Origin of the sequence: Ferrovibrio sp. (assembly GCF_036381655.1) — a bacterium.
Classification (GTDB): Bacteria; Pseudomonadota; Alphaproteobacteria; order Ferrovibrionales; family Ferrovibrionaceae; genus Ferrovibrio.
Genome location: NZ_DASVCJ010000076.1, coordinates 64,765 through 83,587, shown reverse-complemented (window position 1 = coordinate 83,587; position 18,823 = coordinate 64,765). Strand labels below are relative to the sequence as shown.

The window sequence follows — 18,823 nt, the reverse complement described above, 5'->3', positions numbered from 1 at the left end:
TTGCGGGATTCATCGGCCGCCTCGCATCGGAATCGGGCAAAAAGGAACAGAATTCCGCCTTCGGAGCTTATGGACGTGATCGATCTCGGTTACGACCGACCGCTTCGGAGGGCTCATGCAGAATTCGACCAATCTGCGCCTGGTGATGTGGATATCGGGTGGCGTGATTCTGCTGCTGGGTCTGATTTTAGGAATTGGCGGCGTCCGCCTCATTACGCTGGGCGGATCGTGGTATTACGTGCTGACTGCACTCGGTCTGGTGCTGACCGGCATGTTGCTGATCCTGCGTCGGACACTCGCATTGTGGCTCTATGCATTGGTGGTGCTGGGCTCGATCATCTGGGCCATTGCCGAGATCGGTTTCGATTGGTGGCCCCTGGCGGCGCGCGGCGACATCATCTTCATCATCGGATTGTATCTGCTGATGCCGTGGATCACGCACGGCTTCCAGATTCGCGGGGAGAGCGGCGCGTCGCCGGCCGCATGGCGTGGCGCCGGACTGCCCCTTGCGGTCGCTCTGACCATCGCCGCCGTCGTCGGGGTTATTGCCATGGTGACGCCAAGCCATGACCGCGAGGGACAGCTTGCGATGTCCCCTGTGACAGAAACCCAGGCGAATTACGCCGGCGTCCCGGACGGCGACTGGCGGGCCTATGGCCGCTCGTCCTATGGAGACCGCTATTCGCCCTTGACGCAGATCACCCCGGGTAATGTAAACAGCCTGACGGTCGCCTGGGATTTCCATACCGGCGACATCAGGCAGCCAACCGACCCCGTCGAAACCACCTATGAGGTCACGCCGCTCAAAATCGGCGACACGCTGTATCTTTGCACGCCGCATGACTTCGTGATCGCACTCGATGCGGAAAGCGGTCAGGAGCGCTGGCGCTACGATCCCAAGCTCGACCAGTCGAGAAGCCTGCAGCATCTGACCTGCCGGGGGGTTTCCTATCATACCGCGGCGGAGCAGGGAGGCCGCTCTTCCGGCGATTGCCCGGAACGGCTTTTCCTGCCGACCGCCGATGCCAGATTGATTGCGCTCGATCCCAAAACGGGAAAGCCTTGCTCCGGCTTTGGCGATAACGGCACCGTTGACCTCTGGCCCGGCATGCCGGAGAAGCAGCCCGGCTACTATTATTCGACGTCCCCGCCGGTGGCGACGCGTGACCTCGTGATCGTCGCGGGAAATGTCAGCGACAACGTCAATGTGCGCGAACCGTCCGGGGTCATCCGTGCATATGACGTCAATACCGGCCGTCTGGTCTGGAACTGGGATTCCGGCAATCCGGAACAGACGGAGCCGATCGGCGAGGGCGAGCATTACACCTGGACCTCGCCGAATAGCTGGAGCGTCGCCAGCGCCGACGAGGCGCTGGGGCTCATCTACATTCCCATGGGCAATCAGACGCCTGACCAGTGGGGAGCCAACCGGACGGAAACCGTCGAGCGCTTTTCCAGCTCCATCGTTGCGCTCGACATCGCTACGGGAAAGCTGCGCTGGGTCTTCCAGACCGTGCATCACGATTTATGGGACATGGATATCGGCTCGCAGCCCAGCCTGGTCGACCTGAAGCGTCCTGAAGGAACCGTGCCTGCCCTGGTCGTGCCGACCAAACGCGGCGACATCTACGTACTCGACCGGCGCACTGGCAAACCGATTATCCCGGTCGAAGAACGCCCGGTGCCGCAGGGAGCCATCGAAGGGGATTGGACAGCGAAGACACAGCCATTCTCCGCGTTGACCTTCCTGCCGAAAGATCCGATCAAGGAAAGCGACATGTGGGGCATGACGATGTTCGACCAACTCGTCTGCCGCATCAAATTCCGTGCGCTGCGTTATGAGGGCATCTTCACGCCGCCTTCGATACAAGGTTCTCTGGTGTTCCCGGGCAATTTCGGAATTTTCGACTGGGGTGGCATTGCCGTCGATCCGGTGCGGCAGGTTGCTTTTGCCAATCCCGATTACATGGCATTCGTCGACCGGCTGATCTCGCGGGAGACGGCGCAGGCGAAATCGGACAGCGAAGACGTGCAGGATCCTACTGCCCACGTGCAGTCGCCGCGAGCCGCACCACCCAGCCAGGAAATCGGCAACAACCCGAATTATGGCGCGCCCTATGCCGCGGACCTTCGGCCATTCCTGTCGCCGCTCGGCCTGCCATGCCAGGCGCCGCCCTGGGGCTACGTCGCCGGCATGGACCTCAGAAAGGGGAAAATCGTCTATATGCACAAGAACGGCACGATCCGGGACAGCGCGCCGGTGCCGCTGCCGTTCAAGATGGGCGTGCCCAGCCTGGGCGGTCCGGTCATCACTGCCGGCGGCGTGGCCTTCCTGACCTCGACTTTGGATTACTATATCCGCGCCTATGACGTCGCGACCGGCCAGCAGCTCTGGCAGAGCCGTCTGCCGGCCGGCGGGCAGGCGACGCCAATGACCTACAGGTCGGAAAAGAGCGGCCGGCAGTTCGTTGTCGCGGTTGCCGGCGGCCATGGCTCGCTCGGCACCAAGGCCGGCGATGCCGTGATCGCTTACGCGCTGCCGGCGCGCTGACGCACAAGATGGCCACGAGAACGGGCAGCCGCGGCATTGCCGGCCGTCGGCCAGCCGGTAACCGGAGAAGGAAGCCTCTGACCGGATCCTGTTTAGAATTTCCCGGAAAATCCGGATAATATAATTTTCCATAATATACATTATCCAATTATTCTTGAGGCCAGAACCGGAGCCCTCTCTGGGATCAGCCGGCACATGAGAATGTTGATCCATCGCAATGACGGCCCGCATCCGCCCCCCAATGCTGGCGTTCGGACTATTCTGGGGAGCGGATCAATGTCGGCATCATCTTCACTTCGCAGATCGCACCGGATCGGATCCTTCGGCGGCCGGTATGTGAACCGGCTTGCGGCCTGGCTGCGGCCTTCTCGCCGCAAAGCCACGGTCCAGGAATGGGATAACCTTTCGGTCGAAGAAAGGTTTCGCCTTACCGCCGATATCGGCCTTAGCGAGCCGGAGATGGGCTGGGCGATCCACCACGGCGCCGGCAGCGGCGAATTGTCGGTCATCATGGCCCGGCTGGCCAAGCGCGGCGTAACCTGCTCGCTCGGCGTTTTGCGGGACATGCAGCGGGTCTGCAATCTGTGCAAGGAGCATGCGCGCTGCCGCGTCTGGCTGGCCCGCGCCGAACCGAACGCCATGTTTCCCGATTACTGCCCCAACGCCATTACCCTGGCCAGTCTGCGCCAAGGTGCCTATGGCCAGGGCGGCCAGCACGCCGGCAAGGTGAAGCAATGATGGGTCTACAGAATATCGAGCAGCGCAGCAGGCTGATGCAACAGATGCTGGAGCGGCTGGACATCGATCTGCAAGCCGCCGCCTTGGTGGCGCTGGGCACACAGCTCAGCGGTGCCGCCCGCACCTGCATGCGGTGCCGCAATGCCCATATATGCCAGCGCTGGTTCGAAGATGGCGCCCACGGCGATGCCTATCTCGAATTCTGCCCGAATGCCAACCGCTTCAGCGCCTGGCCACGGCAGACCGAGGCGATCCGGCCGACATAATCAGGTTTTCGCCGCGGCGCTTGACGGCGGCTCCTCGCTCGTTGAGGAGTCTGTCTGGTAGGTCCTCCAGACAGAACCGGCGCCATGACCAATTCTCCATCGAATACCGATCCGGCCGACAATCTCGCCGCCCTCGCCCGTCTGCTCGATATCATGGCCAGACTGCGCGATCCGCAAGGCGGCTGTCCGTGGGATCTGGAGCAGAATTTTCAGACGATTGCGCCCTATACCATCGAAGAGGCCTATGAGGTCGAAGATGCCATTGCCCGCGGCGATATCGCAGGCCTGAAAGACGAACTCGGCGATCTGCTGCTGCAGGTGGTATTCCATGCCCGCATGGCCGAGGAAACCGGGCATTTCGCATTTGCCGATGTCGCCGAGGCCATTGCCGACAAGATGATCCGCCGCCATCCGCATGTCTTCGGCGATGTTGCGGCTGAACATGCCGAAACGGTGACTGCCAACTGGGAAGCGATCAAGGCAGCGGAACGGGCGGAAAAGACATCTGCGCCGGACGGGATTTCGCCGGTTCTGGCCGGCGTCGCAGCTGGGCTGCCTGCCCTGACCCGCGCGGTGAAACTGCAGAACCGCGCGGCGCGCGTCGGCTTCGACTGGCCGGACAAGGCCCCCGTCCTGGCTAAAATAAAGGAAGAGCTGCAAGAGCTTGAGGACGAAATATCGTCTGGTTCTTCAGAAGCCGTCAAAGAGGAATTCGGCGATTTCCTTTTTGTTGTTGCCAACCTGGCCCGACACCTGAAACTCGATCCGGAAGAGGCCTTACGCGCCGCGAATCGTAAATTCGAAAAGCGCTTCAGCAGGATGGAAGCAATTCTGCAAATGGAAGGTCAGCCATTGACGGAGTGCGACCTTGCCGCCATGGACCGGGCCTGGGATCGCGCCAAAGTCGAAGAGAAAAGCCACCGCGCGCCGTAATTCCCCTCCTCGCTGCATTTCCCCCATCCCTCGCTGCGGCAACACGCGATTTCTTGCGTGACTGTTTCGGGCGCGAGGAACTTTCCTCCTTCATCCCGGTTCTTTGTAAGCAAAAAGCCGGATTTTCCGCCGTACACCGCACCGAGCCACCAAGGCTGGCGTCGGAGGTTGGGTTTTTGGTCTGTGCCGGGGTTTTCCATCATGTTCAGCGATCGCGTCGAAACTAGAGCAACTCCTCCTTCCTGGGACCGGATCGAGCGGGATTGGGAGCATTATGCCGAGAGTGTCCGCGAGCGCTGGGGCCATTTGACCGACAACGATATCGCTGTGATAGACGGCGACCGCCGCCTGCTGGTCGGCAAAATCCAGGAGCGCTATGGCATCATCACCGATCAGGCCGAGCGCCAGGTCGAAGACTGGCTGCAGGAAACCAGCAGGACCGATCACCATTAAAAAGCTCGCTTTTCCAGTCCCATCGCAAAGGAGTTTGCCCCATGGAAGCCCAGGACCGGATGAATGCCGATTTGAACGAATTGCGTGCCCAGGTGGCGGATATTGGCGCGCAATTGAACACCGTCCTCGATCGCGCCAAAAAGGAAGGCGGCTCCTTCGCGCAGGCCGAACTGGCGCAACTGCAGGAACGTGTCCAAACCCTGATGGGCGACATGAAGGATGCCGGCCGACAGGCCTATTCGCGGGCTGAGGATACCGTCCGAGAGCACCCCGCGACGAGCCTGATCACCGCCTTTGCTCTGGGCGCCCTCGTCGCGTTGATCATGCGGCGATGATCAAGGGGATAATGGGGCTTGCGCTGGGTGGCCTGCAAAGCGCCATGCTGGCGCGCAAAATCAAAAAGGCAGCCATTGCCGGCGCCATCATCGTTGTGGCGCTGACGTCGCTTGTCGCCACTTTCATTATCGGCGGCTGGGCCGTTTTCCTTGGCTTCGGAGCAATCCTGACGCCGGCCTGGGCAGCCGCAGCGGCGGCCGGCGTGCTGCTGCTGATCACCCTGGCGCTTCTGCTGATTGCCGGATGGGTATGGGGCCGGCCCCAGCCGGATCCGATCCGTGACGCCATGGCCAAGGTGGCGCCGGTCGGGCGCCAACTGACCCGGGATCACCCCGCCGGGGCGGTTCTCGGCGCCGCAGCGCTCGGCGCCATCCTGGCAATGGTCGTACGGCGTTAGAAGGGGATCTCGTCGTCGAGATCGTCGCGGCGAGGCGGCGCGCCGCCACCGGACCGGCCGCCGCCCATGCCGCCGGACGACGAACCGCCAAAGTCGTCCCCACCGCCGCCATAGGAGCCGCCACCGCCGCCTTCGCCGCGGCCATCCAGCATGACCAGCTCGCCCCGGAAGCGCTGCAGAACGACCTCAGTTGTGTATTTTTCCTGGCCGGACTGGTCGGTCCACTTGCGGGTCTGCAAGGAACCCTCGATATAAATCTTCGAGCCCTTCTTCAGATACTGTTTCGCGACCTTGACCAGATTTTCATTGAAAATCACGACCCTATGCCATTCCGTGCGTTCCCGGCGCTCGCCCGAGGCCTTGTCCCGCCAGGTATCGGAGGTCGCCACGGAAAGCTGGCAGACCTCTTCGCCCGATTGCATGCTGCGAATTTCGGGGTCGCGCCCTAGATTACCGACCAGAATAACCTTGTTGACGCTGCCAGCCATCAGTTAACCCCTATCCGTTCACGAAGTGGTCTTATATTATACGAGCCGCATATAGTGAACAACTGTCTCGTAAAGCGCAATCATCCGCCTCTCAGATCCGACGTTAATCCATGCAGAAGTTCATCTCCGTCCGCGGCGCCCGTGAGCACAATCTGAAAAATGTCGATGTCGACATCCCACGCGACAAGCTGGTCGTGCTGACCGGCCTGTCCGGCTCGGGCAAATCGTCGCTCGCCTTCGACACCATCTATGCCGAGGGCCAGCGCCGCTATGTCGAATCGCTGTCTGCCTATGCGCGGCAATTTCTCGAGTTGATGCAAAAGCCGGATGTCGATCATATCGACGGCCTCAGCCCGGCAATCTCGATCGAGCAGAAGACCACGTCGAAAAATCCACGCTCGACCGTCGGTACTGTCACGGAGATCTACGATTACCTGCGCCTGCTCTACGCCCGCATCGGCGTGCCCTATTCGCCGGCGACCGGCCTGCCGATCGAAAGCCAGACCGTCAGCCAGATGGTCGATCGCGTGCTGGCATTGCCGGAAGGGACCCGCCTCTATCTGCTGGCGCCGATCGTGCGCGGCCGCAAGGGCGAATACCGCAAGGAGCTGCAGGATCTGCAGAAGCGCGGCTTTCAGCGCGTCAAGGTCGATGGCAAGCTCTATGAGATCGCCGACGTGCCGGCGCTGAACAAGAAGCTGAAGCACGATATCGAGGTGGTGGTCGACCGCGTCGTCGTGCGGCCGGATATCAAGACCCGTTTGGCCGACTCGCTTGAAACCGCCTTGAACCTCGCCGACGGCATCGCCATCGCCGAGAATGCCGATAAGGATGAGCGCACCATCTTCTCGGCCAAGTTCGCCTGCCCGGTTTCCGGCTTCACCATCGAGGAGATCGAGCCGAGGCTGTTTTCCTTCAACTCCCCGCATGGCGCCTGCCCGACCTGCGACGGTCTGGGTTCGAAGATGTATTTCGATCCGGCCCTCGTCGTGCCGGACGAAGGCGCGACGCTGCGTGACGGCGCCATCGTGCCCTGGTCGCGCGCCGCGACGCCCTCCCCCTATTACCTGCAGACGCTCGAAGGACTCGCCAAGTTCTACAAATTCTCGCTGGCGACCAAATGGAAGGACCTGCCGGCGAAGACGCGCAATGCCATCCTGCATGGCTCGGGCGACGACATCGTGCCGATCACCTATGACGATGGCATGCGCAGCTACACGGTCAAGCGCCCCTTCGAAGGCGTGCTGCCGAACCTGGAACGGCGCTGGCGCGAAACCGAATCCGATCAGATCCGCGAGGAACTGTCGCGTTATCAGTCGCAGACCGCCTGCGAGACCTGCAACGGCCATCGTCTGAAGGCCGAAGCGCTCGCCGTGAAGGTCGGCGGCAGGCATATCGGCGAGGTCTGCGAGCTTTCGATCCTCGAATCGCGCCAGTGGTTTCTGGACCTCACCAAGAAATTGAAGGCGAAGGAAAAAGACATCGCCGCCCGCATCCTCAAGGAGATCAACGAGCGGCTTGGTTTCCTGGTCAATGTCGGCCTCGATTATCTGACGCTGTCGCGCTCGTCCGGCACGCTGTCCGGCGGCGAAAGCCAACGCATCCGCCTGGCCTCACAGATCGGCTCGGGGCTGACCGGCGTGCTCTATGTGCTCGACGAACCCTCCATCGGCCTGCATCAGCGCGACAACGCCAAACTGCTGGAAACGCTGGTTCATCTGCGCGATATCGGCAACACCGTCCTGGTGGTCGAGCATGACGAAGAGGCGATCCGCACGGCCGATCACGTCATCGATATGGGCCCGGCCGCCGGCGTGCATGGCGGCGAGATCATCGCCGAGGGCACACCGGACGACATTATGGCCAACAAGAAATCAATCACCGGCCAGTATCTGACCGGCGTCAAGTCCGTGCCGGTGCCGAAGCAGCGGCGCAAGCGCACGCCGAACAAGGTCGTGCGCGTCGTCGGTGCCAGGGCCAACAACCTGCAGAACCTCACCGTCGAATTCCCGCTGGGTATTTTCACCTGCGTAACCGGCGTCTCCGGCGGCGGCAAATCGACACTGACGATCGAGACGCTATACAAGGCGATCTCGCGCAAGCTGAACAACAGCCGCGAAATTCCAGGCGCGCACGACCGCATCGAAGGTCTGGAATGGCTCGACAAGATCGTCGATATCGATCAGTCGCCGATCGGGCGCACGCCGCGTTCCAATCCCGCCACCTATACCGGCGCTTTCGGGCCGATCCGCGACTGGTTCGCCGGCCTGCCCGAAGCCAAGGCGCGCGGCTATGCGCCGGGCCGCTTTTCGTTCAACGTCAAGGGCGGACGCTGCGAAGCCTGTCAGGGTGACGGCCTGATCAAGATCGAGATGCACTTCCTGCCGGATGTCTACGTCGTCTGCGACGTCTGCAAAGGCAAGCGCTACAATCGCGAGACGCTCGAGATCACCTATCGCGACAAGTCGATCGCCGACGTGCTCGACATGACCGTCGAAGACGGCGCCGAATTCTTCAAGGCGGTGCCGACGATCCGCGAAAAGCTGGAGACGCTCGAGAAAGTCGGCCTCGGCTACATCAAGATCGGCCAGTCGGCGACGACGCTATCCGGCGGCGAGGCGCAGCGCGTCAAGCTGGCCAAGGAGCTCTCCAAACGCGCCACCGGACGCACGCTCTATATCCTCGACGAGCCGACCACCGGGCTTCACTTCGAGGATGTGCGCAAGCTGCTCGAAGTGCTGCATACGCTCGTCGATGCCGGCAATACGATGATCGTCATCGAACACAATCTCGAAGTCATCAAAACCGCTGACTGGATCATCGATATGGGACCGGAAGGCGGCAATGGCGGCGGCCGGGTGGTCGCGCAGGGCACTCCGGAGGAGGTCGCCAAGGTCGCGGGCAGCTATACCGGCCAGTATCTGAAGGAATATCTCAAGCCGCCGGCGCAGCGCAGCGAGGTCGCCTTGAAGAAGGCGCCGAAGCGCCGCGACGCGGCGGAGTAGCGCCCGGAAGAGATCGTCAGGGGAGACGCCATGCCGCGCAGCCGGCCAAAAAAGGTGACTCCGGATTACCTGGAGCGGGCCGCCCTCTTCTATCTCGAGCGTTACAGCAGCTCGGCGGAAAATCTGCGCCGGGTGCTGGACCGCAAGCTGCGGCGCTCGATCCAGGAACATGGTGTCCCCGATGCCGCCGAAGGCGCCGCCTGGATTGCCGCCTTGCTGGCCAGGCTGCAGCACAACAACCTGCTGAACGACCGGGCTTTTGCGGAAAGCCGTGTCCGGCGCCTGTACGCCGAGGGCAAAGCGCTGGGCCGTATCAGGCAGACATTGGCGGCCAAGGGCGTCGCCAAGGTGGATATCGAGGCAGCGCTGGAGCGGTTGCAGGACGAGGCACAAACGCCTATTTCGGACCTGCCGGCGGCGGCGACTTTTGCCCGCAAACGCAAGCTCGGCCCCTACCGGTCAGACCCGGCGGAACGGGCGGCGATGCGGCAGAAGGATCTGGGCGCGCTGGCGCGGCGGGGCTTCAGCCAGGCCGTGGCGATGAAGGTCCTGAATGCCGAGAGCGTCGCCGGCCTTGAGGAGTTGTTGCATGACGAAGACGCGTAAGCCCATCCATGTCGTCGGCGGCGGCCTGGCCGGTTCCGAAGCCGCCTGGCAGATCGCCCGCGCCGGCGTGCCGGTGGCGCTGCATGAAATGCGCCCGGTGCGCAGGACCGATGCGCATCAGGGCGACGGCCTGGCGGAGCTGGTTTGTTCGAATTCTTTCCGCTCCGACGATGCCGACAACAACGCTGTCGGCCTGCTGCATGAGGAACTGCGCCGCTGCAATTCGCTGATCATGCGCGCCGCCGACATCGCCAAGGTGCCGGCCGGCGGAGCCCTGGCCGTCGACCGCCATGTCTTCTCCGCGGAAGTGCAGAAGGCGATCGAGGCAGAACCGCTGATCGAGATTCGCCGCGAGGAAATATCCGCTCTTCCGCCCGAGGACTGGGACAGCGTTATTATTGCCACCGGGCCGCTCACCTCGCCTGCCTTGGCCGAGGCAATCCGCAATCTCACCGGCGAGGAAAGCCTTGCCTTTTTCGATGCGATCGCGCCGATCGTGTACAAGGACAGCATCGATATGTCGAAGGCGTGGTTCCAATCCCGCTATGACAAGGTCGGCCCGGGCGGAAACAATGAGGCTGCGGAGGGCGACTACATCAACTGCCCGTTCGAGAAGCCGAATTATCTCGAATTCCACGCCGCGCTGCTGGCGGCCGAGAAAACCGAGTTCAAGGATTGGGAAAAAAGCACGCCCTATTTCGAAGGCTGCCTGCCGATCGAGGTGATGGCAGAGCGCGGCCCGCGCACACTGACCTTCGGGCCGATGAAGCCGGTCGGCCTGATCGATCCGCGCACCGGCCGCAAGCCCTATGCCGTGGTGCAGCTCCGTCAGGACAACAAGCTTGGCACGCTCTATAACATGGTCGGCTTCCAGACCAAGATGAAGCATGCCGAACAGGTCCGCATTTTCCGCATGATACCCGGTCTGGAGAATGCCCAGTTCGCCCGCCTGGGCGGCATCCACCGCAATACATTCCTCAACAGCCCCAAGCTGCTCGATCAGCAGCTTCGCCTGAAGGCAATGCCGCGCCTGCGCTTCGCCGGCCAGGTGACCGGTGTGGAAGGCTACGTCGAAAGCACGGCCATTGGCCTGCTCGCCGGCCGCATGGCTGCGGCCGAACGGCTGGGCTCCGAGCAGGTTCCGCCGCCGCCGACCACGGCCTTGGGCGCCCTGCACAACCACATCACCGGCGGCGCCGATGCCAAGACCTTCCAGCCGATGAATGTCAATTTCGGGCTGTTTCCGCCGCCGCCCGAGGATGTGCGCAAGGATGAGCGCAAGCGTAGCTTGAGCCGCCGGGCGCGTGCCGATCTCGGTGCCTGGCTGGAGACGCAAAAGGCTGCCGCGGCATGACGATGCCGCCGATTGGGCTGGTCGGCGCCACGGGCAAACTTGGCCGCCATGTCGCCCGGCGCCTGCTGGCGCGCGGCGCAGCCATCATCCCCATCGTGCGCAGCCCGGAAAAGCTGCCCGCCGAATTGCGGACATCGGCACGCCGCATCGATCTGGAGCAGCCGGAAACGATCGGTCCTGCCCTGGCCGATATCCGCGTTCTGGTTTCCTGCGTGCATGGCCGCTACGGCGCGGCATTGCTCGCCGCCTTGCCGCCCGATGCGCAACGGATCGTATTGATGGGATCGACCCGCATTTTCAGCCAGGTCTACGATCCCAACATCGCCAGGCTGAAGGCAACGGTGGCGGCCTTACAGGCAAGCGGCATCCCCGGCGTCATGCTACATGCCACGATGATCTACGGCGCCGATGGCGAGAATAATCTGCAGCGGGTTGCGGCCTATATCAAAAAGCTCGGCGTCATCCCGCTGCCCGATGGCGGGCGGTCGCTGATCCAGCCGATCCATGTCGACGACGTCGCCGCCTGCTTGGAGGCGGCGGTGTTCCGTGATGAGGCCATCGGCGATCCGATCGTCATCGCCGGGCCAGCTGCCATGCCCTATCGCGACCTGATCCTCGCGGTCGGCGATGCCATCGGAAAGCGGCCGCTCATCCTGCCGGTCCCCGGCGCGCTGCTTGAAATGGCGGCATTGGCGACGGGTCTGCTGCCCTTCCTGCCGCGTATCAAACGCGCCGAGATTCGCCGGCTTGCCGAGGACAAGGCCTTTCCGATCGATGAGATGACCCGCCGCCTGGGCGTGCGTCCGATGTCCCTGACCGAAGGCCTGCGCAAAACTTTTTCATAAACGCCTGCGCCATGCCGCGGTTAGAAGCGCCATGTGCTGGCGCGTTGCCGACGCTGAGGCTTCGGGTTTGCGCGGATCGAAACCGGCTTTGGCCAGGCAGCGCAAATGCACACGCGCCAGGGCTGCGGGCAGCAAGGCGGGCATTGCTGTTTTGTCGATGCGCCTGTCCCAAAGCTGCGACAGCAGCCCTTCGGCCGCGTCGGCAACCTCGGCAGCCGCGGTGAACACTGCCGCGCCGAGTTCCTTCTGATACAGCGCCTCGGGTTCCGTTCCCGCCGCCCTTAAACGATCTGCCGGCAGATAGATGCGCTGCTGTGCCGCCAGGAACGGCACCGCCCGCAGAAGTCCCACAAGGGAATAGATCGTGCCGGCCAGCCGGATCGCCTCGCATAGATTGTTATCCAGTTCCGCGCCCAGCGCCTGGGCAGCGAGCCGCATCAGCGGCGCCGAACTGGCCTCGGCATAGCCGAGCAGTTCCGCCAGGTTTGCCATCGGTGCCGCATCCATGTCGCGCTCGCGCGCGTCGATCAGTGTCATGGCATCGGCAATGTCGAGGTTACGGCAATGAGCATAGAGAGCCTGCACGACGGGTTGCTGCCGCGGCTTGCCCTCCTTGACGCCTTCCCAGGCTTCCCGCCACCATTGCAGGCGGATCTGCCCGATCATCGGCTGGGTAACGGCTTCCCGGGCACGGGCGATTTCGCTGTTGAAGGCATAGAGTGCCAGCAGCGCCGGGCGCCTGGCATCAGGAGCAAACAGGGTAGTCAGCCAGCGATCGGGATCGAGGCGCCGGACTTCCTGGGCGCAGTATTCTTCAGCCGATTGTGCCATGCCGGAATTACCCCTTAGCGTCGTGGCAGATAGTCGCTACCATGTTTTGTGATAGCCTGATAGCCGCGAATCACGGTTGTCGCACGCAGACATCACGGGGCATTCGTTAATCGCAATCTCCGGCGAGGATACGGCAATCATGGCGAAGCTATTCGAGAATACATACAGAGCGATCGGTGCCGGTGTCGTGCTGGCGCTGATCCTGTTCCTGATCGGCGACCGCGATCTCGATCACGTCTTCTGGGCCTTCTTGTTCCGCTGGCTGCATGTCATCTCCGGCATCCTGTGGGTCGGCCTGCTCTGGTATTTCAATCTGGTGCAAATCCCGATCATGTCGAAAATTCCGGCCGAACTGAAACCCGCGGTCGGGAGGTATATAGCGCCGGAAGCGCTGTTCTGGTTCCGCTGGGCTGCGGTATCGACCATGGTTACCGGCCTCATCCTGTCGGCTCTGAACGGCTATGGCCATCAGGCGATGATGCTGCAGGAAGGCGTCCGCATGATCGGCATCGGGATGTGGCTCGGGCTGATCATGGCCTTCAATGTCTGGTTCGTCATCTGGCCGAACCAGAAGAAGGTGCTGGGCCTCGTCCCCGCAGACGATGCCGCGAAGGCCAAGGCGGCCCGCATCGCCATGCTGACCTCGCGAGCGAACTTCGCGCTGTCCTTCCCGCTGCTCTACTGCATGGTGGCGCAGCAGAATGGCATTACGCTCTAGCCGCTAAACCGGGATGAGGGCGGCGGCAACCCGCCGCCCCTCTCCCATCAGAAGGTTATAGGTCCGGCAGGCGGCGCCGGTATCCAGCGCCTCGATCACCACGCCCCGCTCGCGGACAGCGGCCCGCAGCGGCTTCGGAACGAAGGCGATGCTCGGCCCGCAACCGAGCAGCAGAAGCTCCACAGCCGGCTCAGCCGAGAAGATCGGCGTCAGCGATTCAAAACTGATCTCTGCAAACGAGGAAACGCCCCAGCCGATCGTCTGGCCAGGGAAGACCAGCACCGCTTCCTCCCAGCGCTTGCCGGTGATGCGAAATCCGCCGTCGCCGTAGGCGTTGATCACCTGCCGGTCAGCGGGGATGCGCGGCAGCAGATCCATGGCAGCAATCCCGCCTACGGCCGTTGCGCTGCGGCCGTCCCCTTGGGTTCGACAGCGGGGGCTTTGTTGCGCCGCAGCCATTTCTCGCCGCTCAGCAGCACCAGCGGAGCGGCGATGAAGATGGACGACGACGTGCCGACGACGATGCCGAACAGCATGCCGATGGCGAAGACCTCGACCGCCTCGCCGCCCATGAAGGCGAGCGGGACCATGGCAAGAAAGGTGGTCGCCGAGGTGAAGATCGTGCGCGACAGCGTCTCGTTGATGCTGAGGTCGATCAGCTCCCGCAAGGGCATCGTCTTGTATTTGCGCAGGTTTTCACGCATGCGATCGTAGACGACGACCTTGTCGTTGATCGAATAGCCGATGATGGTGAGGATCGCCGCCACCGCGGTCAGGCCGAAAGGCAACTGGGTCACGGCGAAGAAGCCGATCATCTTGGTGATGTCGAGCAGCAGCGTGATCAGCGCAGCCGCGGCAAACATCCATTCGAACCGGAACCAGATATAGACGGCAATGGCCAGGAGCGAGAGGCCAACGGCGAGCAGGCCGGTTTCGAACAGCTCGGCGCTGATCTTGCCGCCGACCACCTCGACGCGGCGAATCTCGGTGCCCGGATAGGTATTGGTCAGCGCGCTGCGGACCGAATCGGCCGCCACATTCTGCGCTTCGTCAGGACCTTCCTGCTTTTCCAGACGGATCAGCACATCGCGTGGCGAGCCGAATTCCTGCAGCGCCACCTCGCCCAGATTCAAGCCGCCCAACAGGCTGCGCAGCGCCGGGAAATTGGCGCTGTCCTGCATGCGCACTTCCATCAGCACGCCGCCCTTGAAATCGATGCCGTAATTCAGGCCGGGGTAGAAGAACAGGATGATCGAGGATATCGACAGGAAGGCCGATACGGCCAGGCCGGCAAAGCGGCCCTTCATGAACTTGATGTTGGTCTTTTCCGGTATCAGGCGCAGGCGGAACATGGTCTGGCGCTCCTTTACACGGCCAGAGTCTTCGGACGGGCCGATTTCAGCCACATCACCATCATCAGGCGCACGACGGTGATCGCCGTGAACATCGAGGTGACGATGCCGATCGAAATGGTGACGGCAAAGCCGCGCACCGGACCCGAGCCGACGGCAAACAGGATGGCCATCGCAATGAGCGTGGTCAGGTTGGAGTCCAGAATCGTCGAGAAAGCGCGGTTGAAACCGGCATCAAGAGAGGCGACCACCGATTTCCCCAACCGATACTCTTCGCGGATGCGTTCGTTGATCAGAACGTTGGCATCCACCGCCATGCCGATGGTCAGCAGGATGCCGGCGATACCCGGCAGCGACAGGGTGGCTTGCATCACCGAGAGGGCGCCAAGGATCAGGATCAGGTTCAGCGTGACCGCCACGACCGCAAACGCGCCGAACAGACCGTAGATCGCAACCATGAAGATGTTGACCAGCACGAAGCCGATAATGACGGCGATCACACCGGCGCGGATGGCGTCGGCGCCGAGATCCGGGCCGACCACCCGCTCCTCGATCACTTTCAGCGGCGCGGGCAAGGCGCCAGCGCGCAGCAGCACGGCGAGATCATTGGCTTCAGCCACGGTAAAATTGCCGCTGATCTGGCCCGAGCCGCCCAGGATCGGCTCTCGGATCACCGGCGCACTCAGCACCTTGTTGTCGAGTACGATGGCAAAGGGTTGGCCGACAGCCTGCTGGGTGATCTCCGCGAACTGCTTGGCGCCCTTGGTATTGAAACGGAAGGAGACGATCGGCTCGCCGTTGCGCTGGTCATACCCGGCCTGAGCGTCGACCAGATCCTCGCCCGCAACCTCGACCTTGCGCTTGACGACATAGCGCTCGACCAGTGCGCCCTGCACGCGCGGCTTGTCGCCCTCGAGGATTTCCGTGCCGGGCGGCGGCGGGGCATTCGGATTGGCCGTGGTATCGACCATGTGGAAGCTGAGCTTGGCCGTCGTGCCAAGCAGGCGCTTGATGCGCTGCGGATCGTCAATACCCGGAAGCTGTACCAGAATGCGGTCGTTGCCCTGCACCTGGATCGTCGGCTCATTGACGCCTGTCTGGTCGATGCGGCGACGGACGATCTCGATCGACTGGGTGACCGCCGAACGGGCGCGCTCGCGGACGGCCACTTCCGATAGCGTCATGCGGACCGCACCATCGGCACTGATATCGACCTGCAGGTCGGACGGCGAAGCGCCCAGGTTGAACGCCCCGCCCTGCAACGGCTGGCCCAGCTTGTTGAGTAATTCGCGGGCTCGGTCGGCCTGGGAGGGATCGCGCAGGCGCAGACCCACGGCATTCGTGCCGGAAATGCCCAGATTGGTATAGCCGATCCGCTCCTTGCGCAGCTCCTCGCGGGCGCCTTCGACGATGGCCTCCAACCGATCCCGCAGCACGGCAGAGGTATCCACCTCGAGCAGCAGATGCGAACCGCCACGCAGATCGAGGCCGAGATTGACCTGCGGCAGTTGCATCCACGACGGCAGCGCTTCCAGCTGCTGCTTGGTCAACAGATTCGGCGCCGCGGTAATCAGACCAGCCAACGCCACCAGCACCACCAGGGCAGTTTTCCACGGCGCGTAATACAGCATCGTAATCTCTCTCCGGCCTGCTCTCTCCGGTCTGACCCGTCAGCGCCTCACTGAAACAGTGGTAAACGGGCACCGATAGACGGCACCCGCCCCTCAGGTCACGCCTTCTCGGCGGCCTCGGCCTCGCTGCCCTTGGCGCGGACCTCGGTGATCGTGCCCTTGACGACCTTTACCTTGACGCCCTCAGCGATCTCGACCTGCACAACGCCGTCTTCCTGCACCTTCACCACCTTGCCGATGATGCCCCCAGAGGTAGTCACGGTATCGCCCCGGCGCACCGCCTCGATCATGGCCTTATGCTCTTTCATTTTCTTCTGCTGCGGACGGATCAGCAGGAAATAAAAGACCACGAAGATCAGGACCAGGGGCAGCAGCGAGGTCAACATATCGGTGGCGCCACCGCCTGCTGCTTGCGCATAGGCCTCGGAAATCAGCATGAAAGCACTCCCTGTGCGTCGTTGAAGCCGGGACCCCGGCGCGAGAGGGGGACTATAGCGACAGGCGGTCGGATTGCAAGCATTCGGGCCGACCGGCCGCCATCTTTCAAGATGAAATATACATTGCGAATCAATGGGCTGCGGCGCAAAGCCGCGGTGGCGGATATAGCCCGAGACCGGCATCGGGCTTATAGTGGCCCATTGAGTTGGGAGCCGCGAATGCTGATTCTGAATATCGAAGGTATGACCTGCGACGCCTGTAAACGGACGATCAGCAATGCGATCAGCGCGGCTGCCCCCGGCATGGCCTTCGAGGTCGACCTTGCCCGCAAGCAGGTCCGCTTCAACGACCTGCCGCCCGATCGGCAGGCAACCGTCCGCAATGCCATCCGTGATGCGGGCTTTGGCATCCTCGATAGCGGCAAAGGCTGACGCCTGTGCTTCTTCCCGATTGCGACCTTTGTTGCGCTGGATCAAAGCCAAGGCGCGATCCCGGCGGTAACTAGCGGAATGCTTCACGATACCGCCTTGCCGGGGAGAGCCATGCACCAGGCGACCCTCACCATTCGCGGCGAACACCGCGCCTTCGGCGCCATGCTGCACGCCCTCGTCGCCATACTCGACGATCTCGCCGATCGCGGGGGGCAGCCCGATTTCGAGCTGTTGCAGGCGATGCTGGATTATGTTGACCGGTTCCCCGATCGCTATCACCACGCCAAGGAGGATGAGTATCTGTTCCGCCTGCTGGCGCCCCGTGCGCCGGATGCCAGACAATTGCTGGACGCCCTCGAAACGGAACATTTCCATAATGGCGCCCTCATGGCCGGGCTGCGGCGCAGTTTCGAACGGCTGCGGCTGAACCCCCGGGAGCGGAAGCGGCTATTGCTCTTCCGCGATCTGGCCAATCGCTACGCGCGTTTCCATTGGAATCACATGCGGCTCGAAGAGGAGCAGGTGTTGCCGCTGGCCGAGGCGCGGCTGACCGAAGAGGACTGGGCCGAGATCGACGTCGCCTTCGCCAGCAACAACGATCCCCTCATCGGTCTCGAAGCGAAAACCCACTTCGATGACCTGCGGCGGCGCATTGTCAATCTGGCCCCCGCCCCGATCGGCCTGGCATAGGAGGAGGCTTTCGGCCGGCCCGAAGGCGGCACGGACGGAATCAACGGCTTTTCCCGCCGAGCTGCGATTTCAGATAGAGCTGCAGCATCAGCCGAAGCTGATCCAAAACCGCTGTGCGCTCGGGCAACTCCGCCTCGATACGCAAAGCAGCCGCCCCTTTCAGGGTTTGCAGCACCGCAGTGGCGATGCTGGCGGCCCCCTGCTGCGACAGATGCGGCGCGTGGGCCTGCAGGATTCCAGCGATCAACTGGCGCATCCGCGCCCGCACATCGGCGGCGCGAGCCGCATCGAGACCGGCCTGGGCTTCGACCAGCGCCATGAAGCCTGGGTGCCGCTCGAGGAAGTCCAGCCAGCCTGACAGCAGGCCTTCGGCGAGCTGTTCTTCAGTCCAGGCACCGGCCTTCTCCCGCAACGCCGCTAGGTCGTCGTACAACGCGTCGCCATATTGGGCGCGGAGCGTGCCGGCAAGCAGCTCTTTGTTGGGAAAGAACTGGTACAGCGAGCCGATCGCGGCCCCGGCACGGGCGGCGATCTCAGCCATGGTCGCCGCCTCATACCCCTTTTCGGCAAAGATTGCGGCGGCGGCATCCAGCAAGGCCGCGACCCGCTGCTTGCCGCGCTCGCGCTGCGGTGTGCGCGCCTCGTCCTGGGTGGCCCGGGGCACGGCCTTAGGGGCAGCCTTGCGGCGCATGCTTGCCTTTTGTGAGGATCGCCTCATATAACGGCCGTATGTGAGTTTGTCCTCACATTTTCTAGCCGT

21 protein-coding genes are annotated in these 18,823 nt (G+C 62.8%); 14 read left to right on the top strand and 7 right to left on the bottom strand.

The features are described from left to right. Window positions 1-115: 115 nt before the first annotated feature. From VF194_RS17245 to VF194_RS17215, 7 genes are all read left to right on the top strand, one after another. Window positions 116-2,551 (top strand): glucose/quinate/shikimate family membrane-bound PQQ-dependent dehydrogenase, encoded by a 2,436-nt coding sequence (locus tag VF194_RS17245; RefSeq protein ID WP_330892430.1) that lies wholly within the window; start codon window positions 116-118, stop codon window positions 2,549-2,551. Between the two features lie 336 nt (window positions 2,552-2,887). Beyond that, window positions 2,888-3,289 (top strand): DUF6455 family protein, encoded by a 402-nt coding sequence (locus VF194_RS17240; protein ID WP_330892429.1) that lies wholly within the window; start codon window positions 2,888-2,890, stop codon window positions 3,287-3,289. Then, window positions 3,286-3,555 carry a DUF6455 family protein gene (locus VF194_RS17235; RefSeq protein ID WP_330892428.1) on the top strand — a complete coding sequence of 90 codons (270 nt, stop codon included), beginning with the start codon at window positions 3,286-3,288 and terminating at the stop codon, window positions 3,553-3,555. Before VF194_RS17240 ends, VF194_RS17235 begins: the two co-directional genes overlap by 4 nt. Window positions 3,556-3,639: 84 nt before the next feature. Further along, the gene (mazG, locus tag VF194_RS17230; RefSeq protein ID WP_330892427.1) at window positions 3,640-4,488 is read left to right on the top strand and encodes a nucleoside triphosphate pyrophosphohydrolase; all 849 of its coding nucleotides are present in this window, start codon (window positions 3,640-3,642) and stop codon (window positions 4,486-4,488) included. A gap of 201 nt (window positions 4,489-4,689) precedes the next feature. Continuing rightward, window positions 4,690-4,941: a CsbD family protein gene (locus tag VF194_RS17225; protein ID WP_330892426.1), complete on the top strand. Its 252-nt coding sequence runs from the start codon at window positions 4,690-4,692 to the stop codon at window positions 4,939-4,941. 41 nt (window positions 4,942-4,982) lie between these two features. Beyond that, window positions 4,983-5,276: a hypothetical protein gene (locus VF194_RS17220; RefSeq protein ID WP_330892425.1), complete on the top strand. Its 294-nt coding sequence runs from the start codon at window positions 4,983-4,985 to the stop codon at window positions 5,274-5,276. After that, on the top strand, window positions 5,273-5,674 hold the full coding sequence (locus tag VF194_RS17215) for a hypothetical protein (RefSeq protein WP_330892424.1): 402 nt from the start codon (window positions 5,273-5,275) through the stop codon (window positions 5,672-5,674). Before VF194_RS17220 ends, VF194_RS17215 begins: the two co-directional genes overlap by 4 nt. On the opposite strand, the gene ssb is transcribed toward VF194_RS17215, so the two are convergent. Beyond that, a complete protein-coding gene (ssb, locus tag VF194_RS17210) occupies window positions 5,671-6,162 on the bottom strand; it encodes a single-stranded DNA-binding protein (RefSeq protein ID WP_330892423.1) in 492 nt (163 codons plus the stop codon). The two genes, VF194_RS17215 and ssb, sit on opposite strands and share 4 nt — an antisense overlap. Before the next feature lie 110 nt (window positions 6,163-6,272). Between ssb and uvrA the strand changes: the two genes are divergently transcribed. The 4 genes from uvrA to VF194_RS17190 are packed head-to-tail and all read left to right on the top strand — an operon-like array spanning window position 6,273 to window position 11,972. Beyond that, window positions 6,273-9,167: an excinuclease ABC subunit UvrA gene (gene uvrA / locus VF194_RS17205; protein ID WP_330892422.1), complete on the top strand. Its 2,895-nt coding sequence runs from the start codon at window positions 6,273-6,275 to the stop codon at window positions 9,165-9,167. A gap of 30 nt (window positions 9,168-9,197) precedes the next feature. Beyond that, window positions 9,198-9,773: a regulatory protein RecX gene (locus tag VF194_RS17200; protein ID WP_330892421.1), complete on the top strand. Its 576-nt coding sequence runs from the start codon at window positions 9,198-9,200 to the stop codon at window positions 9,771-9,773. Then, window positions 9,757-11,127, top strand: a complete 1,371-nt coding sequence (gene trmFO, locus VF194_RS17195) for a methylenetetrahydrofolate--tRNA-(uracil(54)-C(5))-methyltransferase (FADH(2)-oxidizing) TrmFO (RefSeq protein ID WP_330892420.1) — start codon at window positions 9,757-9,759, stop codon at window positions 11,125-11,127. Before VF194_RS17200 ends, trmFO begins: the two co-directional genes overlap by 17 nt. After that, complete coding sequence (locus VF194_RS17190) at window positions 11,124-11,972, top strand: SDR family oxidoreductase (RefSeq protein WP_330892419.1); 849 nt, start codon at window positions 11,124-11,126, stop codon at window positions 11,970-11,972. The genes trmFO and VF194_RS17190 overlap by 4 nt, the downstream gene beginning before the upstream one ends. On the opposite strand, the gene VF194_RS17185 is transcribed toward VF194_RS17190, so the two are convergent. Continuing rightward, on the bottom strand, window positions 11,967-12,803 hold the full coding sequence (locus tag VF194_RS17185; protein WP_330892418.1) for a phytoene/squalene synthase family protein: 837 nt from the start codon (window positions 12,801-12,803) through the stop codon (window positions 11,967-11,969). The two genes, VF194_RS17190 and VF194_RS17185, sit on opposite strands and share 6 nt — an antisense overlap. Window positions 12,804-12,942: 139 nt before the next feature. Between VF194_RS17185 and VF194_RS17180 the strand changes: the two genes are divergently transcribed. After that, a complete protein-coding gene (locus VF194_RS17180; protein ID WP_330892417.1) occupies window positions 12,943-13,521 on the top strand; it encodes a urate hydroxylase PuuD in 579 nt (192 codons plus the stop codon). Window positions 13,522-13,524: 3 nt separating this feature from the next. On the opposite strand, the gene VF194_RS17175 is transcribed toward VF194_RS17180, so the two are convergent. The 4 genes from VF194_RS17175 to yajC all read right to left on the bottom strand — a co-directional run bounded on the left by VF194_RS17175 (window position 13,525) and on the right by yajC (window position 16,941). Beyond that, entirely contained in the window at window positions 13,525-13,899 is a 375-nt protein-coding gene (locus tag VF194_RS17175) for an Mth938-like domain-containing protein (RefSeq protein WP_330892416.1), read from the bottom strand. Between the two features lie 14 nt (window positions 13,900-13,913). Then, entirely contained in the window at window positions 13,914-14,873 is a 960-nt protein-coding gene (secF, locus tag VF194_RS17170; RefSeq protein WP_330892415.1) for a protein translocase subunit SecF, read from the bottom strand. Between the two features lie 14 nt (window positions 14,874-14,887). Next, a complete protein-coding gene (gene secD / locus VF194_RS17165) occupies window positions 14,888-16,504 on the bottom strand; it encodes a protein translocase subunit SecD (protein WP_330892414.1) in 1,617 nt (538 codons plus the stop codon). Window positions 16,505-16,602: 98 nt separating this feature from the next. Then, entirely contained in the window at window positions 16,603-16,941 is a 339-nt protein-coding gene (yajC, locus tag VF194_RS17160) for a preprotein translocase subunit YajC (protein ID WP_330892413.1), read from the bottom strand. A gap of 219 nt (window positions 16,942-17,160) precedes the next feature. Between yajC and VF194_RS17155 the strand changes: the two genes are divergently transcribed. Both VF194_RS17155 and VF194_RS17150 read left to right on the top strand, forming a co-directional pair. After that, the gene (locus tag VF194_RS17155; RefSeq protein ID WP_330892412.1) at window positions 17,161-17,373 is read left to right on the top strand and encodes a heavy-metal-associated domain-containing protein; all 213 of its coding nucleotides are present in this window, start codon (window positions 17,161-17,163) and stop codon (window positions 17,371-17,373) included. Between the two features lie 111 nt (window positions 17,374-17,484). Then, the gene (locus VF194_RS17150) at window positions 17,485-18,063 is read left to right on the top strand and encodes a hemerythrin domain-containing protein (protein WP_330892411.1); all 579 of its coding nucleotides are present in this window, start codon (window positions 17,485-17,487) and stop codon (window positions 18,061-18,063) included. Window positions 18,064-18,103: 40 nt separating this feature from the next. Here the strand turns inward: VF194_RS17150 and VF194_RS17145 are convergent, their stop codons facing one another. Beyond that, on the bottom strand, window positions 18,104-18,754 hold the full coding sequence (locus VF194_RS17145; RefSeq protein WP_330892410.1) for a TetR family transcriptional regulator: 651 nt from the start codon (window positions 18,752-18,754) through the stop codon (window positions 18,104-18,106). Window positions 18,755-18,823 lie beyond the last annotated feature (69 nt).

Excerpts from the sequence above, each read along its gene's own strand:
- uvrA (WP_330892422.1), top strand. The coding sequence starts at position 6,273 with ATGCAGAAGTTCATCTCCGTCCGCGGCGCCCGTGAGCACAATCTGAAA.
- VF194_RS17150 (WP_330892411.1), top strand. The coding sequence starts at position 17,485 with ATGCACCAGGCGACCCTCACCATTCGCGGCGAACACCGCGCCTTCGGC.
- VF194_RS17235 (WP_330892428.1), top strand. The coding sequence starts at position 3,286 with ATGATGGGTCTACAGAATATCGAGCAGCGCAGCAGGCTGATGCAACAG.
- VF194_RS17175 (WP_330892416.1), bottom strand. The coding sequence starts at position 13,899 with ATGGATCTGCTGCCGCGCATCCCCGCTGACCGGCAGGTGATCAACGCC.
- VF194_RS17185 (WP_330892418.1), bottom strand. The coding sequence starts at position 12,803 with ATGGCACAATCGGCTGAAGAATACTGCGCCCAGGAAGTCCGGCGCCTC.
- VF194_RS17245 (WP_330892430.1), top strand. The coding sequence starts at position 116 with ATGCAGAATTCGACCAATCTGCGCCTGGTGATGTGGATATCGGGTGGC.
- ssb (WP_330892423.1), bottom strand. The coding sequence starts at position 6,162 with ATGGCTGGCAGCGTCAACAAGGTTATTCTGGTCGGTAATCTAGGGCGC.
- VF194_RS17155 (WP_330892412.1), top strand. The coding sequence starts at position 17,161 with ATGCTGATTCTGAATATCGAAGGTATGACCTGCGACGCCTGTAAACGG.
- secF (WP_330892415.1), bottom strand. The coding sequence starts at position 14,873 with ATGTTCCGCCTGCGCCTGATACCGGAAAAGACCAACATCAAGTTCATG.
- VF194_RS17200 (WP_330892421.1), top strand. The coding sequence starts at position 9,198 with ATGCCGCGCAGCCGGCCAAAAAAGGTGACTCCGGATTACCTGGAGCGG.
- VF194_RS17215 (WP_330892424.1), top strand. The coding sequence starts at position 5,273 with ATGATCAAGGGGATAATGGGGCTTGCGCTGGGTGGCCTGCAAAGCGCC.
- yajC (WP_330892413.1), bottom strand. The coding sequence starts at position 16,941 with ATGCTGATTTCCGAGGCCTATGCGCAAGCAGCAGGCGGTGGCGCCACC.
- mazG (WP_330892427.1), top strand. The coding sequence starts at position 3,640 with ATGACCAATTCTCCATCGAATACCGATCCGGCCGACAATCTCGCCGCC.
- VF194_RS17190 (WP_330892419.1), top strand. The coding sequence starts at position 11,124 with ATGACGATGCCGCCGATTGGGCTGGTCGGCGCCACGGGCAAACTTGGC.
- secD (WP_330892414.1), bottom strand. The coding sequence starts at position 16,504 with ATGCTGTATTACGCGCCGTGGAAAACTGCCCTGGTGGTGCTGGTGGCG.
- VF194_RS17225 (WP_330892426.1), top strand. The coding sequence starts at position 4,690 with ATGTTCAGCGATCGCGTCGAAACTAGAGCAACTCCTCCTTCCTGGGAC.
- VF194_RS17220 (WP_330892425.1), top strand. The coding sequence starts at position 4,983 with ATGGAAGCCCAGGACCGGATGAATGCCGATTTGAACGAATTGCGTGCC.
- VF194_RS17180 (WP_330892417.1), top strand. The coding sequence starts at position 12,943 with ATGGCGAAGCTATTCGAGAATACATACAGAGCGATCGGTGCCGGTGTC.
- VF194_RS17145 (WP_330892410.1), bottom strand. The coding sequence starts at position 18,754 with ATGCGCCGCAAGGCTGCCCCTAAGGCCGTGCCCCGGGCCACCCAGGAC.
- trmFO (WP_330892420.1), top strand. The coding sequence starts at position 9,757 with ATGACGAAGACGCGTAAGCCCATCCATGTCGTCGGCGGCGGCCTGGCC.